Below are 14678 nucleotides of genomic sequence, written 5' to 3' on the forward strand. Positions count from 1 at the left end.
GCTTTGGGTTTATAATTAAATGCAAAAACAGCTAATAAAGGCTGTATTCGGCCATAGGGTCGATTCTGCTCCCCGCTACAGAGCCCTGGATGCAAGTCTAGGGCTTTTTTATGCCCCGTCCTTACTCCTTCTCAAATGACTTCAGCAGGATTCGCGGCTGAATGTTGACCATCACCCACCCCCAGTCGGCGTAAGCTGATGCATCGCCCGGCTTGATCGCGGCCATCGAGCTGCCTGCAAACAAACTGCTATACCCCACGGAAAACTGGATCTGGTTGGAGTGCTTGTAGTTGAGTACCGCATCGAGCTCAGAGCCAAGATACTTGTTATTTGTGCCTGCCTGCGTTTCCGTAGCCTGTAGGTTTTTAGCCAACGCAAAGTAGTGGTAGTCCAACGAAAGGCTATACCTGGACTCTGGGCTAAAGGTGGCCTTGAGGTAGTTATTGAGTAGTCCGCCTTGTCGTGTGTCAGTCGGCACATTAATAAAGTAGTCCATGAAGCCATAGTACTTATGGTTTGTGGCATACAGCGTGTTAAAGGAATGCACCTTGCGCTCATCACCGGCCATACCTGATAAATAGGTAGTCCCTAATGTAAACCGGAAAGGCTGCACGGTATAGGCGACTTCTGCAACTGCCAGATAGGCCGCTATCTTTTTTCCGCTACCGTGTTCGCCCGATTGTCGGTATAGCGAGCCATTGAATTGCGCACGTTCCCGCTGGTAAGTCAGGTCTAGGCCATACGTATGCCTGTAGTACACGCCCCCCACGGTGTCTGGCCGCTGAAAGCCGTCGCTGATGTGCATGGCTGAAACCGACAACTGTTCGCTCAGCTGTTTCTGCGCCCACAGGAACCCCAGTACCTTGTAGTTGTTCATGCCATAATGGGTGTCAAACAAGGCCTCTTTCTCCTGATTGAAAGCGCCACCGGCATCCACGCTTATACCTTGCCATCTTGCTTTAAGCAGTAGCCCATCGTGGCTGCGTGCCTGCTGCACCCAGTCCACATTGCCCAGCAGGCGGTCGTTGTTGTAGACGAACTCCTGCCGGCCAAGCCTGACGGCAAACTTATCTGATAAAGCAAACTCGCCCCAGGACTCGTGCATGGCCATAGACGGGATATCTTTTGAGTGTGCTTCATCGCCCCATACCCGTACATCCTGCAGGCTAAACCGTGTCTGCACTTTGTCCTGCTTGTAGTCGAGCGTAATTTTGGAGCGCTGGCTCACAAAGAAGGCCCCGTCCTGGCCGTTAGGCAGACTCTGATAGCCATTGCGCCACTCCGCCCTGGGCCTGACTTGCGGTGTCAGGTATAGCTGCGACCAGGCCGCCTCCAGCGGCAGCCACACCAAAACCGATAGCAGCAGCATTTTCCGTGTAAAACTTATTTTCATAATCGCATCGCTTTATATGGTGAATGATGCCGGCTGACGTGCGCTGCGCAGAGATGATTTGCCTGCTGATGCGCTCGAAGCCGTAACGATGCGAAATAGAACAAATAACTACACCTAAGCGATGACTGCTATCATGCGCAAAAATGACATTGCTTAGTTTACCAACAGGTATAAACGCAAAAAGGGCCTGACTTGCGTCAGGCCCTTTTTGGTCATATAGCGAAAGTAAATTACTTTACTTTGTCAACGATGCTCTTGAAGGCTTCCGGATGGTTCATCGCCAGGTCAGCAAGTACTTTGCGGTTCAGGTCGATGTTCGCTTTTTTCAGAGCGCCCATCAGCTGAGAGTAAGACATGCCATGCTCACGTGCACCTGCGTTGATACGCTGGATCCAAAGGGAGCGGAAATCTCTCTTTTTCGCTTTTCTGTCGCGGTAAGCATAAAGCAAACCTTTTTCAATTGCGTTTTTCGCAACTGTCCAGACATTCTTGCGACGGCCAAAGTAACCTTTGGCCATTTTCATCATTTTTTTTCTTCTGTGTCGCGCTGCGACAACGTTTACCGATCTAGGCATTTCTAAAAAGTTTTGGCGGCTGGTGATTAAGTTGTAATCTTCAAAAGACCAGGCACCGGGTTCGTACTAAAAAATTAACCGTTCTAACTCCGGGGAATTAGATTTGAAGCATCAGCTTCACTCTGTCCATATCAGCTGTGCTAACAAGGCCAGTGTGTGTCAAATTACGCTTCTGCTTAGTCGTCTTCTTGGTCAGGATGTGGCTTTTGTAAGCGTGCTTACGCTTAATTTTGCCAGTACCTGTCAAAGAAAAACGCTTCTTTGCACCAGATTTTGTTTTAACTTTTGGCATGTGTATATAATTAATTAAACAAATTACTTTTTAACAGGAGGAGCCACTTTAGGAGAAAGGATCAGGAACATTCGCTTTCCTTCCAGTTTGGGCAGCTGCTCCACTTTCGCGATGTCCTCCAGCGCCTGGGCGAACTTCAACAACAGAATTTCACCTCTTTCCTTAAACACGATCGTACGGCCAACAAAGTGTACATAAGACTTAATCTTATAGCCACTCTCGAGGAAAGCCTTCGCATGCTTCAGCTTAAACTCAAAATCGTGGTCATCTGTGTTAGGGCCGAAACGGATCTCCTTGATGACTACCTTCTGAGCTTTGGCTTTCATCTCACGGGTTTTCTTCTTCTGCTCGTACTTGAATTTCGAGTAGTCGATGATACGGCATACCGGCGGATTAGCTGTTGGCGAAATCTCAACCAGGTCAAGATTCTGCTCGTTCGCTATTTTTTGAGCATCTCTGGTTGAGAATACTCCCTGCTCTACATTGTCACCAACTAACCTGACTTCTCTGGCAGTTATTTTATCATTGACTTTGTATGGCTCCTCCACTTTTCCGCGTGGGATGTAGCGCTTATTTGGCGTAGCTATAGTTTTACCTCCTTAAATTTAGTTCTAAATCAGGGTGCGAATATCGCACATTTTATATCAAGAAAAAAATATCTCTTCTTAATTGTTCAGTATCTCAGCAATTTTTGACTGAAAGGTAGCGATGAACTCATCCACTGTCATGGTGCCCAGATCGCCTTCTCCGTGCTTGCGCACCGACACGGCTCCGTTCTCCTGCTCCTTCTCCCCCACGATTAGCATGTAAGGTACTTTGCTCACCTCTGCATCACGTATCTTACGTCCGATCTTCTCGTCGCGGTTGTCCACAAAACCCCGGATGTCATCTTGCTGCAGGCGGTCGTATACCTGCTGCGCAAAATCCTGGTATTTCTCTGAGATTGGCAATATGGCAAACTGCTCGGGGCTGAGCCACAACGGGAAGTTTCCGCCACAATGCTCGATCAACACGGCCACAAAGCGCTCCAACGAGCCAAAAGGCGCACGGTGAATCATCACTGGGCGATGTTTGGCGTTATCAGCACCGATGTATTCGAGCTGGAACCTTTCTGGTAAGTTATAATCTACCTGAATAGTTCCCAACTGCCACTTGCGGCCCAGCGCATCGCGCACCATAAAGTCGAGCTTAGGTCCGTAAAACGCGGCTTCGCCCAGTTCGGTTACAGTGGTAAGTCCCTTCTCTGCAGCCGCCTCGATAATGGCGCTTTCGGCTTTTTCCCAGTTCTCGTCTGAGCCGATGTATTTGGCTTTGTTCTCCGGATCACGCAGGGAAACTTGAGCGGTATAGTCTTCAAAACCAAGCGCCTTGAAAACGTACAGCACTAAGTCAATTACCTTGATAAATTCTTCCTTTACCTGGTCTGGACGGCAAAAAATGTGTGCATCGTCCTGTGTAAAGCCACGCACGCGTGTCAGGCCGTGTAACTCGCCGCTTTGCTCGTAGCGGTACACAGTACCGAACTCGGCAAAACGTACGGGCAGCTCTTTGTAAGAGCGCGGACGGGTTTTATAGATCTCGCAGTGATGCGGACAGTTCATTGGCTTGAGCAGGAACTCCTCGTTCTCGTTCGGCGTCTTGATCGGCTGGAAGGAGTCAGCGCCATACTTCTCGTAGTGACCGGAAGTAACGTATAATTCCTTGCTGCCGATATGCGGCGTTACGACAGGCTGGTAGCCTGCTTTCACCTGGGCCTTGCGCATAAACTGCTCGAGTCGCTCGCGCAGCAGTGTGCCTTTCGGCAGCCAAAGCGGCAAGCCCATACCTACCTTCTCAGAAAAAGCGAACAGTTCCAGTTCTTTGCCCAGTTTGCGGTGGTCGCGTTTCTTTGCTTCTTCCAGGCGCTCCAGGTATTCTGTCAGCTCCTTCTGTTTCGGGAAGGTGATACCGTAGATACGTGTCAGCTGCTTGCTCTTTTCGTCGCCTCTCCAATAGGCACCGGCCACGTTCATCAGCTTGGCAGCCTTGATGAAGCCTGTGTTCGGGATGTGTGGTCCGCGGCAAAGGTCCACGAATTTGCCTTGGGTATAGAAGGTGATCGTACCGTCTTCCAGATCCTGGAGCAGGTCAAGCTTATACTGATCGCCTTTTTCGGTGAAGTACTTAATGGCGTCGGCCTTTGAAACTTCCTGACGCTTATACTCATTTTTTGCGCGTGCCAGTTCCAGCATTTTCTGCTCTACTTTGGCAAAGTCATCCTGCGAAAAGGTTTTGCCCTCACCCAAGTCCACATCATAGTAAAAGCCGTTCTCAACAGGCGGTCCGATGCCGAACTTTATACCTGGGTATAGCTCTTCCAGGGCCTCCGCCAATAAGTGAGCCGAAGAGTGCCAAAACGTATTTTTGCCCAGATCGTCGTTCCAGGTAAGCAGTTGCACGCTGGCATCTTCTTCTATGGGGCGAGACAGATCCCAAACGGAACCGTTCACCTTAACGGCCAAAACATTGCGGGCAAGTCCCTCGCTAATGCTGGTGGCGATCTCGAGGCCTGTTACACCTTTCGAATACTGGCGTACAGAGCCGTCTGGCAAAGTGATGTTGATCATGTTTTTTTCTTAGTATCGTTTTAAAAGCCCCGCTGCCTGACAGCCATACTGTCGAGCTGGGGTCTGGGTCTTTCTAATCTGTACTGGAGCCGGGCAACACTCTGCCGGGCATAGGTATGTTTCGGTTCTATGGCCAGCATACGCTCGAAAGTTCGCAATGCTGCCAGATTCTCTCCTGTTCGCTCCAGACTACTTGCCCGCACAGACAGGTACTTTAGCTCTTTGCTATACCTTGGCGCATTCTCCAGGTGCTGCAAGGCCAGTTCATTTTCTCCCAAGCCATGCCGCAGCTGTGCCAACTGAAAGTGGGCCGCCTGCATCGTATCTGCAAGAGCGAGCGCCTTTTCGAAGCTAACTAGGGCACTATCTTTGCGCGATGACTGCAGTTGAAGCATCCCTTTGTAATGCCACAACTGCGGATCTTCCGGCGACAGCCGCAACCCTTGCTCTGTATGCTTTCTGGCCTGGGTCAGGTCCGGTTGTGCCAGGTATAGCCCCGCCAAAGATCGATGCGTTTGCACAAAGTCAGGATTGTACTCCAGCGCCCGGTGGTAATGGTTGATGGCAACCGTCGTATCGCCCGTCACTTCCGACACCCTGCCTTTGTAATAGACCGCATACGGATCGTCAGGGGAAAGCTCGAGCGCCTGCCGCGCAAAATGAGCCGCTTTCGCATACTCGCCCTTATCCAGGTATAGCTCCGTCAAAAGCACGTACAGGGAAGAACTCTCAAAAGAGTTTCTTTCTGCCTGCAATGCCAGTGGCAAAGCTTCTTCACGCCGCCCCATCAGGTATAGCACCTGTGCTTTCACAAAGAAATTGGCAGGCTCCTTAGACAGCCTGATCGCTTCGTCTACATCGCTTAGTGCTTTGTCTAACTCATCCTGCCGCAGCAGCACCATGGCTCTCCTGGCGTAAAGACTGCCGTCACGTTTCGACCGTTCAATGGCTTCGCTGAGACTGATCAACTGTTTCGCGGGATCCTCCACAGCTACGGCCGCCAGGTCTACCATTTGTTCCCGTGTACCTTCTTCTTTACCACAACTTGCAAGCATCAATACCACCACTACCCAACTAAAGGCCCAACGAGACATCATGTACTGTCTTTTCTTACTGTCTAGATTGGCGCTAAATTATAGATAATTTGCCTAAATATCGACAAACACACAACCATATAGTTTTTAAACAACACAAAGGGCCTGCTTCCAGACAGAAGCAGGCCCTTTGTGTTGCAATTGTATCCAGTTACCTCTGATATGCTTGCAACATCATTTTGCAGCGCCTGCTCAACTCCAGCTCCTCCTTCGTTTGTAACTCGAGGTTCTGGGCCATCGCACGCTGCAACGTAGACATACAAGCTTCTTTGTTTTTCATTTCCTGATAAATATTGGCCAGGTCAAAATAATAGCGCAGGTTGTTCGGGTTGTGCAGAATAGCCATTTCCATTGCGTATATCGCATCCTTGTTTGTAGCAGGTTTATCTGCCATTCCGCCCAGCATAACTTTATAGGTTGTGACTTCAGCAAAGTTGAGATTGGCCATTTTAAAATACCAGCGTCCGAGTAAATGCCAGGCATCAGAGTAACGCTCATCGGCTGCCAACGCCCCATCCAGGTATGATTTTGTTTCGCTGATCATCGCCAATCGCTGCTTCGGGCCTGACACCATGGCCAGTGAAGCCAGCGAGAGTGCCATGGCATAGTTAGAACGGGCATCTGTAGAGTCCAGCAGGAAGGCGCGTTGCGCGTACGCCTTGGCGGTGCTGAAATGGTTAATCTTGCGAGTATCGTCTGAAAATCGGTTTCCCATCAGGCTGTGCAGGAGACTGGCTTGGCAAAGCGCCTCAAAATTTGATTCGTCAGCGCCGATAATCTGCTCATATACGGCCAAGGCCTCTGTTTCCTTGTACTGCTCTTTCAGCTCATAGGCTTTCTTTAAAAGCACATCATGCCCGGAATCTCCTAATGCGTCTAGTGGACGAATCAGAAAACCGAGCATGATGAGTAAAACAGGTATAGCTTTGATAAGTAATCGCATAATTCGTAATCAGCAACCTAATATATTGCTTTGAAACGACTTATGCAAAAAAGAACTTAATTTAGAATAAATCCAGCTGCTTCTTTTTCTTCAAAGCCTTTATTGCACTGCCGTCATCTGATAGTTCTTCTACGGCTTCAAGCGTATCAAGTTGAGCCCCACTGACTTTGGCTGCTTCTTCTGCAAGTTCTTTCAATTCGGAAGGCAAGGTAACAGGTTCTCGCTTTGTGGTAACTTTTTTAGCCTTAGGCTTTTCCTCATGCTCCATTTCCTCCAGCTTCGGCACTTTCACGTCGTAGATTTTGAAGTAGCTGAGCTTGTTGCCCATGGCTTTCCAGCCTTTCACGTCGATGAATTCGCTAAGCAACAGTTTCTCTGTTTCTTTCTCTCCTCGCAGCGAACGCTTGAAACTGATGGTGGCCATCGGAACCGAGTGCGTAGATACGGCTTCGAGTCTGGAATTTTTGGTCTCGGGTATAAAGCTGAATTTCTTACCTACTGTAGAAGTCTCAATCTTGAAACGCTTCACATAGTAGGTTTTGTTCTCTCCTTCGTAATAAATAGTGGACACTACCAACTCCGGATCAAACTTCTGCAGCACTTTGATCTTCTCCACGGTGTAGTGGTTGGCCAGATCAAATGTGGTCTGCTCGTAAGTACCGTCTTCATATACCACCAGAATCGTGTCGTCGGTGTTGAATGAGCCAAGGTAACGACCGCGCCCCTCGGTGTTCAGACGTCCGATCACCTCGTCGTAGAAGATCTCACGTCCGCCCAGCGTAGACTCGCCCAGACTCTTCTGCACCACCTTCTTGATTGGGTACTTGGTCACGATATTACCGTTTGATCCTTTGCCCTTTATCATCAGTTCGGCAAAGTCATAGTCGAACTGTTTGATGCGGGCCGTTGACTGCGGCGCCAAGGTGATATTGACCACCTCTGACTCCGAGTTCGGGTTAGCGGTCAGGTAATGTACCTTGGAGTTTTTGTTTCCTTTGGTCAGGTCGTACTCCTTGTCACGGGTGATCGACTTCACAGAGAAGCGCTTCGCAAAAGACACGCCGGTCTTGCCATCAACATAAATCATGTTGTACACCATGTGCTCGTCGTTTTTATTGTAAACGCCGGCCATGATGATGTCTTTGCCCACAAAGGTTTTCTCGGCTACTTTAGACACGGTGAACTTGCCATCCTTGCGGAATACAATGATATCGTCCATGTCGGAGCAATCGCAAACGAACTCGTCTTTGCGCAGACCGGTACCGATGAAACCGTCTTTGGCATTCATGTAAAGCTTCTGGTTGGCGATCGCAACTTTCTGTGCTGTAATCACATCGAAGGTTTTCACCTGCGTTTTGCGGTCGCGTCCCTGTCCGTACTTTTTCAGCAATCCTTCAAAGTAAGCGATCGCATAGCGGATCAGGTTAGCCAAGTGGTCATCCACCTCAGCCATCTCTTCTTCCAGTTTGTTGATGTACTCATCGGCTTTGAAAGAGTCGAATTTGGAGATACGCTTGATCTTGATCTCAGTCAGGCGGATGATGTCATCCTGGGTTACTTCGCGGCGCAACAGTTTTTTGAACGGGTCCAAACCTTTGTCGATCGCCTCTAGCACAGCTTCCCAGGTTTCGCACTCCTCGATATCACGGTAAATGCGGTTCTCGATGAAGATCTTTTCCAGCGAAGAGTAGTGCCACTTGTCTTCCAACTCACCTTTACGGATCTCGAGTTCACGCTTGAGCAAGTCCACTGTTTTGAAGGTGGAAATGCGCAGCAACTCGTCCACACTCAGGAAGTGGGGCTTGTCGTCGATGATAACGCAGGTGTTTGGAGAAATAGATACCTCGCAGTCCGTGAACGCGTAGAGCGCGTCCATGGTCAGGTCAGGCGACACGCCCGGAGGCAGTTGTACCTGTATCTCCACATCGGCAGCCGTATTGTCGACTACCTTCTTGATCTTGATCTTGTTGTTCTCGCTCGCCTTTACGATCGACTCCATCAGTCCTGTGGTCGTGATGCCATAAGGCACGTCACGGATGATGAGCATCGTCTTGTCCACCTTCTCAATTGTAGCGCGAACCCGGATCTTACCACCACGCATACCATGGTTGTAGTTGGTCACATCCACCATACCGCCGTTAGGGAAGTCAGGCAGCAAGGTTGTCGTGCGGCCTTTCAGCACATCGATAGATCCTTTGACCAGCTCCTTAAAGTTGTGCGGCATAATCTTAGTCGAGAGACCAACGGCTATACCTTCCACACCCTGCGCAAGCAAAAGCGGGAATTTCACCGGCAAAGTCACCGGCTCGTTCTTACGGCCGTCGTAGCTCAACTGCCACAGTGTCGTCTGCGGATTGAAAACCACATCCAGCGCAAACTTGGACAGACGCGCTTCGATGTAACGAGGCGCAGCCGCACTATCGCCCGTACGTACATCGCCCCAGTTACCCTGCGTCTCAATCAAAAGATCTTTCTGACCCAGGTTCACCATGGCATCACCAATGGAGGCATCACCGTGCGGGTGGTACTGCATGGTCTGACCGATCACGTTGGCCACTTTGTTAAAGCGACCATCGTCCATCTCCTTCATCGCATGCAGGATGCGGCGCTGCACCGGCTTCAGACCATCCTCAATGGCAGGTACAGCACGCTCCAGAATTACGTAAGAAGCATAGTCGAGGAACCAGTTTTCGTACAGACCGGATACCGGGGTGACGTTATGGATTATCTCTTCTTCACCGTCTGTAAATGCAACTTCTTGCTCCTCTTCTCTTTCTATACCTTCGTTGTTCAGTTCGTCGTTATGCATATACTTCCTCAACTATGTCTTTCTCAAACTTCAGATTCTCAATAATGAATTGCTGGCGCTCCGGCGTGTTTTTGCCCATGTAGTAGCTCAGCATTTTCTGTATCGTCGTGTCTTTCTGCAGGAACACAGGCTTCAATTTGATGTTATCGCCAATGAACTTGCCGAACTCGTCCGGCGAAATCTCACCCAGACCTTTGAAGCGAGTAATCTCCGGACGCTTGCCTAATTTCTCGATCGCGGCCTGCTTTTCGGTTTCGTTGTAGCAATAGATCGTTTCTTTCTTATTGCGCACCCGGAAAAGCGGGGTTTCCAGAATGTACACGTGGCCATTCTTCACCAGATCAGGGAAAAACTGCAGAAAAAAGGTTAGGAGTAGCAGACGAATGTGCATACCGTCCACGTCGGCATCTGTGGCGATCACTACGCGGTTGTAGCGCAAACCTTCCAGCCCCTCTTCAATATTTAAAGCGTGCTGCAGCAGGTTAAATTCCTCGTTTTCGTATACCACCTTTTTCTTCAGGCCAAAGCAGTTCAGTGGTTTACCTCTCAAACTGAAAACTGCCTCCGTGTCCACGTTGCGGGATTTTGTGATGGAACCACTTGCTGAGTCACCCTCCGTTATGAAGAGTGTGGATAGCAGGGCGTTCTCGTGCTTGTCCTCGTTGAAGTGCAGACGGCAGTCGCGCAGCTTACGGTTGTGCAGGTTGGCCTTCTTGGCGCGCTGGTTGGCCAGTTTTTTCACGCCAGCCATGTCCTTGCGCTCCCGCTCGCTTTGCTCAATGCGCTTTTTCAGCGCCTCGGCCGTCGCCTGGTTGATGCGAAGGTAATTATCAAGGTGCTCCTTGATGAAGTCATTGATATAGGAGTTCACTGCCGGGCCATCCGGACCCATGTCAATCGAGCCCAGTTTTGTCTTGGTCTGCGACTCAAAAACCGGCTCCTGCACACGAAGCGAAATGGCACCAACAACGGAGCCACGAATATCAGCCGCATCGTAGTCTTTCTTATAAAAGTCGCGGATCGTTTTCACCAATGCCGTACGGAAGGCCGCCAGGTGCGTACCGCCCATAGTCGTATACTGACCGTTCACGAAAGAATAGTACTCCTCGCCGTAGTCGTTACCATGTGTGATGGCCAGCTCAATGTCGTTGCCTTTCAGGTGGATGATCGGGTAGCGCATGCTCTCCTCATCGGCTTTATTTCTCAAAAGATCGAGCAGACCGTTTTCGGAGTAGAATTTCTTGCCGTTGAAGTTGATCGTCAGACCGGCGTTCAGGTATACGTAATTCCAGATCTGGTTCTCCAGATAATCCGGGTTGTACTGGTAGTTCTTGAAAATGGTATCGTCCGGCGTAAATGTCGTGAGCGTGCCGTTGCGTTGCGAAGTGGCTTCCAGCGGAAGATCGTTTGTCAGCACACCACGCTCAAACTCTGCAGCCTTCATCTGCCCGTCACGCACGGACTGGATGCGGAACTGGCTTGAAAGGGCATTTACCGCTTTGGTACCTACACCGTTCAGACCAACAGACTTCTGGAACGCCTTGCTGTCGTACTTACCACCTGTGTTGATCTTGCTCACGCAGTCAATTACCTTGCCCAGCGGAATACCGCGGCCATAGTCGCGTACCTGCACCTTGTGGTCCGATATTTTGATGTCGATGGTTTTGCCATACCCCATCACGTGTTCGTCAATGGAATTGTCGATTACCTCTTTCACCAAAATGTAAATACCATCATCGGCCGAAGAACCGTCTCCCAACTTACCGATGTACATACCGGGGCGTAGCCTGATGTGTTCGCGGGGCTCCAGCGAGCGAATGCTGTCTTCGTTGTAATTATGCTCTAACTCTGCCATTCTGTAAGCGTAAGTGTATTTGATTTAGTGGAATCACTCGGAAATATAGAAAAATAAAAGAAATCGGACGCTACAAATAGTTCCGGCGTCTAACCGATTCATCTTTAAAAGAAGGCTAATGCTAATATTATTAGTCAGCAAATATAGCTAAAATAGTTGAAATCATCAACCACTTCTATACAACCAATGCACATTGCGATCAGTTCACAAAAATAAGAGAAATACGCAGGTATAACTTAGCTAAAATTATTAGCATAAAAATAGTTAGATATAACTATACTTGCGCATTACATTTGCTTAACTAAATGCGGTCAAACACAAGCCGTATACCTACATACATTCGCACCCTATGGAAATTAAATTACCCCGGTATTTTAAGTATGTCATCATTTTACTGGGCCTTTTTCTAGCTATTTGGACACTCCAAAGCTTCAAGTCAGTTCTGATGCCACTGACCTTTGCTTTGCTGTTTGCCCTGCTCCTGCTGCCCCTCACCCGCGACCTCGAAAAATTCCGCGTACCGCGTGCTTTGGCTATTCTCTGTAGCATTGTAATGGTGGTGATCGTGCTGGGGTTGGTGATTTGGTTTCTGTCCATGCAAGTCATTAGCCTCACTTCGGAACTGGATACCATTGGCAAAAACTTTGATGCCTTGCTGATGAAGGTACAGGATTACCTCTACCACAACTTTGGCATACAGCCGGCCAACAAAAGCGAGCTTTTCCGCAACACAGTGGGCGGCTTGCGGGAGATTTCGACCACTTTTGTCGGCAGCACCATCTCGCTGACCACCGGCGCCCTGACGATCATCACCATCGTGCCCATTTTTGTGTTCTGCTTTCTGTATTACCGCGACCACCTGGAGCAATTCATGTACAAGTTTGTGTCGAAGGAGCGCCGTAGTAGCCTGAACCATACCATCGACAACATACAGTTAGTGGCGCAGAGCTATATCTCAGGGCTGATGATCGTGATTGTAATCGTATCGCTGCTCAACTCGGCCGGACTACTCATCCTGGGCGTCAAGTATGCCATCTTCTTCGGTGTTTTTGCCTCCATCCTGACCATCATACCTTATATTGGCATCCTGATCGGGGCCATGCTGCCGGCGTTGTTCACACTGGCCACAACCGGTAGCCTGTTTGAGGCGGTGTTGGTGGTGCTGGTGTTCATGTTTGTGCAGTTTCTGGAGGGCAACTTCATTACACCCTATGTTGTTGGTTCCAAGGTAAGTATCAACCCTTTTGCTGCCATCATTGCCTTGCTGATCGGTGGTGAAATATGGGGAGCGGCCGGTATGATCATCTCTATACCTATGATCGCGATCCTGAAGGTAATTTTCGATGCCTATGAACCACTACAACCTTTTGGCTTTTTGTTGGCTGACATAGACGATGTGAAAGCTCAGAAATCGGGGCGCTTCCGGAAAATGTTCGATAAGCTGCGCGAAAAAGCGCGAAGGGAGCGCTACGAGGATGACCGCGAGGCTGAGCAATAGCCCGCATTTGCTAAAGCTGTTTGCACAAGGTATAGCGAGTGTTCAATTTGAAACGTATTGCTAAGAATATTGGTTTACAGGATAGCCCTTTGGACAGCGCCGAAGGTCGCTTCAAATAAGCCTAAAAAGAATCAGCTTGTACGCCATCATAGACATTGAGACTACGGGTAGTCAGCCCACGCAGGACAGGATCACCGAGATTGCCATTTTCATTCACGATGGAAACGAAGTCGTGGATAAATATAGCACCCTGATCAACCCGGAGCGCCCGATACCCTATTTCATTTCTCAACTCACCGGCATTACCGACGACATGGTGCAGGACGCACCCAAGTTTTACGAAGTGGCCAAAGACATTGTGCAGTTCACGGAGGGGAAGGTGTTCGTGGCTCATAATGTGCGCTTCGACTACTCATTCATCAAAAAAGAATTTGCCGATCTGGGTTTTACCTTTCAGCGCAAAACGCTTTGTACCGTGCGCTTGAGCCGTTCGCTCATACCTGGTCTGCCGTCTTACTCGCTCGAAAAACTCTGCAAAAGCATCGACATTGACCTGCAGATGCGCCACCGGGCCATTGGCGATGCTGAGGCGACGGCCAAGCTATTTGACAAGCTGATCAAGATCAACCGGCCGGTCATTGACGGAGCGCAGCATATGGCTGATCCTTCAGAACAGCTTAAAAACGAAATCAAAGCCTCACTCCTTCCTCCCGCCATCAGCAAGGAGCAGGTGGATGCATTGCCGACGGTTCCGGGTGTATACTACTTCTACAACGAAGCAGGCGAGGTGATCTATGTGGGCAAGAGCATTAACATCAAGAAGCGCATTATCCAGCACTTCAACATCGACTACAAGAGCCGCAAATCTATTGAGTTTAAGAACCAGATCGCCGATATCACTTACGAGCTAATGGGCAACGAACTGGTGGCATTACTGTTTGAGTCTGCCGAAATCAAGCGCATGAAGCCGCACTACAACCGCCAGCAGCGGCGCAGTGTGTTCAACACCGGTATTTTCACCTACCAGGACGACAAAGGGTATAAGCGACTGACATTCGGTAGCATCAACAAGGCCGATGATGTGAATATGACGCCTATCATCGCGCTATCAAACCAGTTTAAGGCCAAGGGATTCCTTTACCACAAAGTGTCCAAATATAACCTGTGCCAGAAGCTGTGTGACCTGTATAAAACGCCGGGCGCCTGCTTCGACTACCAGGTACACATCTGCCAGGGCGCTTGTATTGGTGAGGAAAGCCCTGAGGAGTACAATGCCCGGGTGGATGCCGCCATCGAGTCGTTTACCTATGAACACAACAGTTTTGTGATCGTGGGCAAGGGCCGTGAATTGGGTGAGAAGTCTGTGGTAGTGGTGGAGCACGGCACCTACCTGGGCTTTGGCTTTGTGGACGAGTACTTTTCGGCCAGCTCGCTTGACGACTTTAAGTCGGAGATTCAGCGCTACAACGACAACAAGGACATACAGCAGATCATACGCGGCCACATGCGCGGCAAGCACAAAGACAAGGTTCTTGTGTTTGATTAAGCTTTCCTAACAGGTATAGCCCCTTTTTTCTGAAGCGCCTGCCATCAATTTTCGGTTAAGAAATTAT

11 protein-coding genes are annotated in these 14678 nt (G+C 49.5%); 2 read left to right on the plus strand and 9 right to left on the minus strand.

Annotated elements, in window-relative coordinates; genetic code table 11:
- Positions 1-121: 121 nt before the first annotated feature.
- The 9 genes from L1278_RS15230 to L1278_RS15270 all read right to left on the minus strand — a co-directional run bounded on the left by L1278_RS15230 (position 122) and on the right by L1278_RS15270 (position 11567).
- Positions 122-1393 carry an alginate export family protein gene (locus L1278_RS15230; protein ID WP_253405880.1) on the minus strand — a complete coding sequence of 424 codons (1272 nt, stop codon included), beginning with the start codon at positions 1391-1393 and terminating at the stop codon, positions 122-124.
- 230 nt (positions 1394-1623) lie between these two features.
- Positions 1624-1968 carry a 50S ribosomal protein L20 gene (gene rplT, locus L1278_RS15235; protein ID WP_220627401.1) on the minus strand — a complete coding sequence of 115 codons (345 nt, stop codon included), beginning with the start codon at positions 1966-1968 and terminating at the stop codon, positions 1624-1626.
- Positions 1969-2065: 97 nt separating this feature from the next.
- Positions 2066-2260, minus strand: a complete 195-nt coding sequence (rpmI, locus tag L1278_RS15240) for a 50S ribosomal protein L35 (RefSeq protein ID WP_076666337.1) — start codon at positions 2258-2260, stop codon at positions 2066-2068.
- A 23-nt stretch (positions 2261-2283) separates the two neighbouring features.
- Positions 2284-2808 (minus strand): translation initiation factor IF-3, encoded by a 525-nt coding sequence (gene infC / locus L1278_RS15245; protein ID WP_188499629.1) that lies wholly within the window; start codon positions 2806-2808, stop codon positions 2284-2286.
- A gap of 117 nt (positions 2809-2925) precedes the next feature.
- Positions 2926-4866, minus strand: a complete 1941-nt coding sequence (gene thrS / locus L1278_RS15250) for a threonine--tRNA ligase (RefSeq protein WP_253405881.1) — start codon at positions 4864-4866, stop codon at positions 2926-2928.
- A 20-nt stretch (positions 4867-4886) separates the two neighbouring features.
- Positions 4887-5963, minus strand: a complete 1077-nt coding sequence (locus L1278_RS15255) for a lipopolysaccharide assembly protein LapB (RefSeq protein WP_253405882.1) — start codon at positions 5961-5963, stop codon at positions 4887-4889.
- A 148-nt stretch (positions 5964-6111) separates the two neighbouring features.
- Positions 6112-6903: a lipopolysaccharide assembly protein LapB gene (locus tag L1278_RS15260; protein ID WP_253405883.1), complete on the minus strand. Its 792-nt coding sequence runs from the start codon at positions 6901-6903 to the stop codon at positions 6112-6114.
- A gap of 61 nt (positions 6904-6964) precedes the next feature.
- A complete protein-coding gene (locus tag L1278_RS15265) occupies positions 6965-9712 on the minus strand; it encodes a DNA gyrase/topoisomerase IV subunit A (protein WP_253405884.1) in 2748 nt (915 codons plus the stop codon).
- Positions 9705-11567 carry a DNA topoisomerase IV subunit B gene (locus tag L1278_RS15270; RefSeq protein WP_253405885.1) on the minus strand — a complete coding sequence of 621 codons (1863 nt, stop codon included), beginning with the start codon at positions 11565-11567 and terminating at the stop codon, positions 9705-9707. The genes L1278_RS15265 and L1278_RS15270 overlap by 8 nt, the downstream gene beginning before the upstream one ends.
- Before the next feature lie 349 nt (positions 11568-11916).
- Here L1278_RS15270 and L1278_RS15275 point away from each other — a divergent pair, with 349 nt between their 5' ends.
- Positions 11917-13065, plus strand: coding sequence for an AI-2E family transporter (locus tag L1278_RS15275; protein WP_253405886.1), 1149 nt, complete (start codon positions 11917-11919; stop codon positions 13063-13065).
- 136 nt (positions 13066-13201) lie between these two features.
- Positions 13202-14611: an exonuclease domain-containing protein gene (locus L1278_RS15280; protein WP_253405887.1), complete on the plus strand. Its 1410-nt coding sequence runs from the start codon at positions 13202-13204 to the stop codon at positions 14609-14611.
- Positions 14612-14678: the final 67 nt, after the last annotated feature.

It is taken from the genome of Pontibacter sp. HSC-36F09 (assembly GCF_024171605.1).
Classification (GTDB): domain Bacteria; phylum Bacteroidota; class Bacteroidia; order Cytophagales; family Hymenobacteraceae; genus Pontibacter.

Bases quoted from the DNA above. Each gene is read 5' to 3' on its own strand.
- L1278_RS15230 (WP_253405880.1), bottom strand. From the start codon at position 1,393: ATGAAAATAAGTTTTACACGGAAAATGCTGCTGCTATCGGTTTTGGTG.
- rplT (WP_220627401.1), bottom strand. From the start codon at position 1,968: ATGCCTAGATCGGTAAACGTTGTCGCAGCGCGACACAGAAGAAAAAAA.
- rpmI (WP_076666337.1), bottom strand. From the start codon at position 2,260: ATGCCAAAAGTTAAAACAAAATCTGGTGCAAAGAAGCGTTTTTCTTTG.
- thrS (WP_253405881.1), bottom strand. From the start codon at position 4,866: ATGATCAACATCACTTTGCCAGACGGCTCTGTACGCCAGTATTCGAAA.
- L1278_RS15255 (WP_253405882.1), bottom strand. From the start codon at position 5,963: ATGATGTCTCGTTGGGCCTTTAGTTGGGTAGTGGTGGTATTGATGCTT.
- L1278_RS15260 (WP_253405883.1), bottom strand. From the start codon at position 6,903: ATGCGATTACTTATCAAAGCTATACCTGTTTTACTCATCATGCTCGGT.
- L1278_RS15265 (WP_253405884.1), bottom strand. From the start codon at position 9,712: ATGCATAACGACGAACTGAACAACGAAGGTATAGAAAGAGAAGAGGAG.
- L1278_RS15270 (WP_253405885.1), bottom strand. From the start codon at position 11,567: ATGGCAGAGTTAGAGCATAATTACAACGAAGACAGCATTCGCTCGCTG.
- L1278_RS15275 (WP_253405886.1), top strand. From the start codon at position 11,917: ATGGAAATTAAATTACCCCGGTATTTTAAGTATGTCATCATTTTACTG.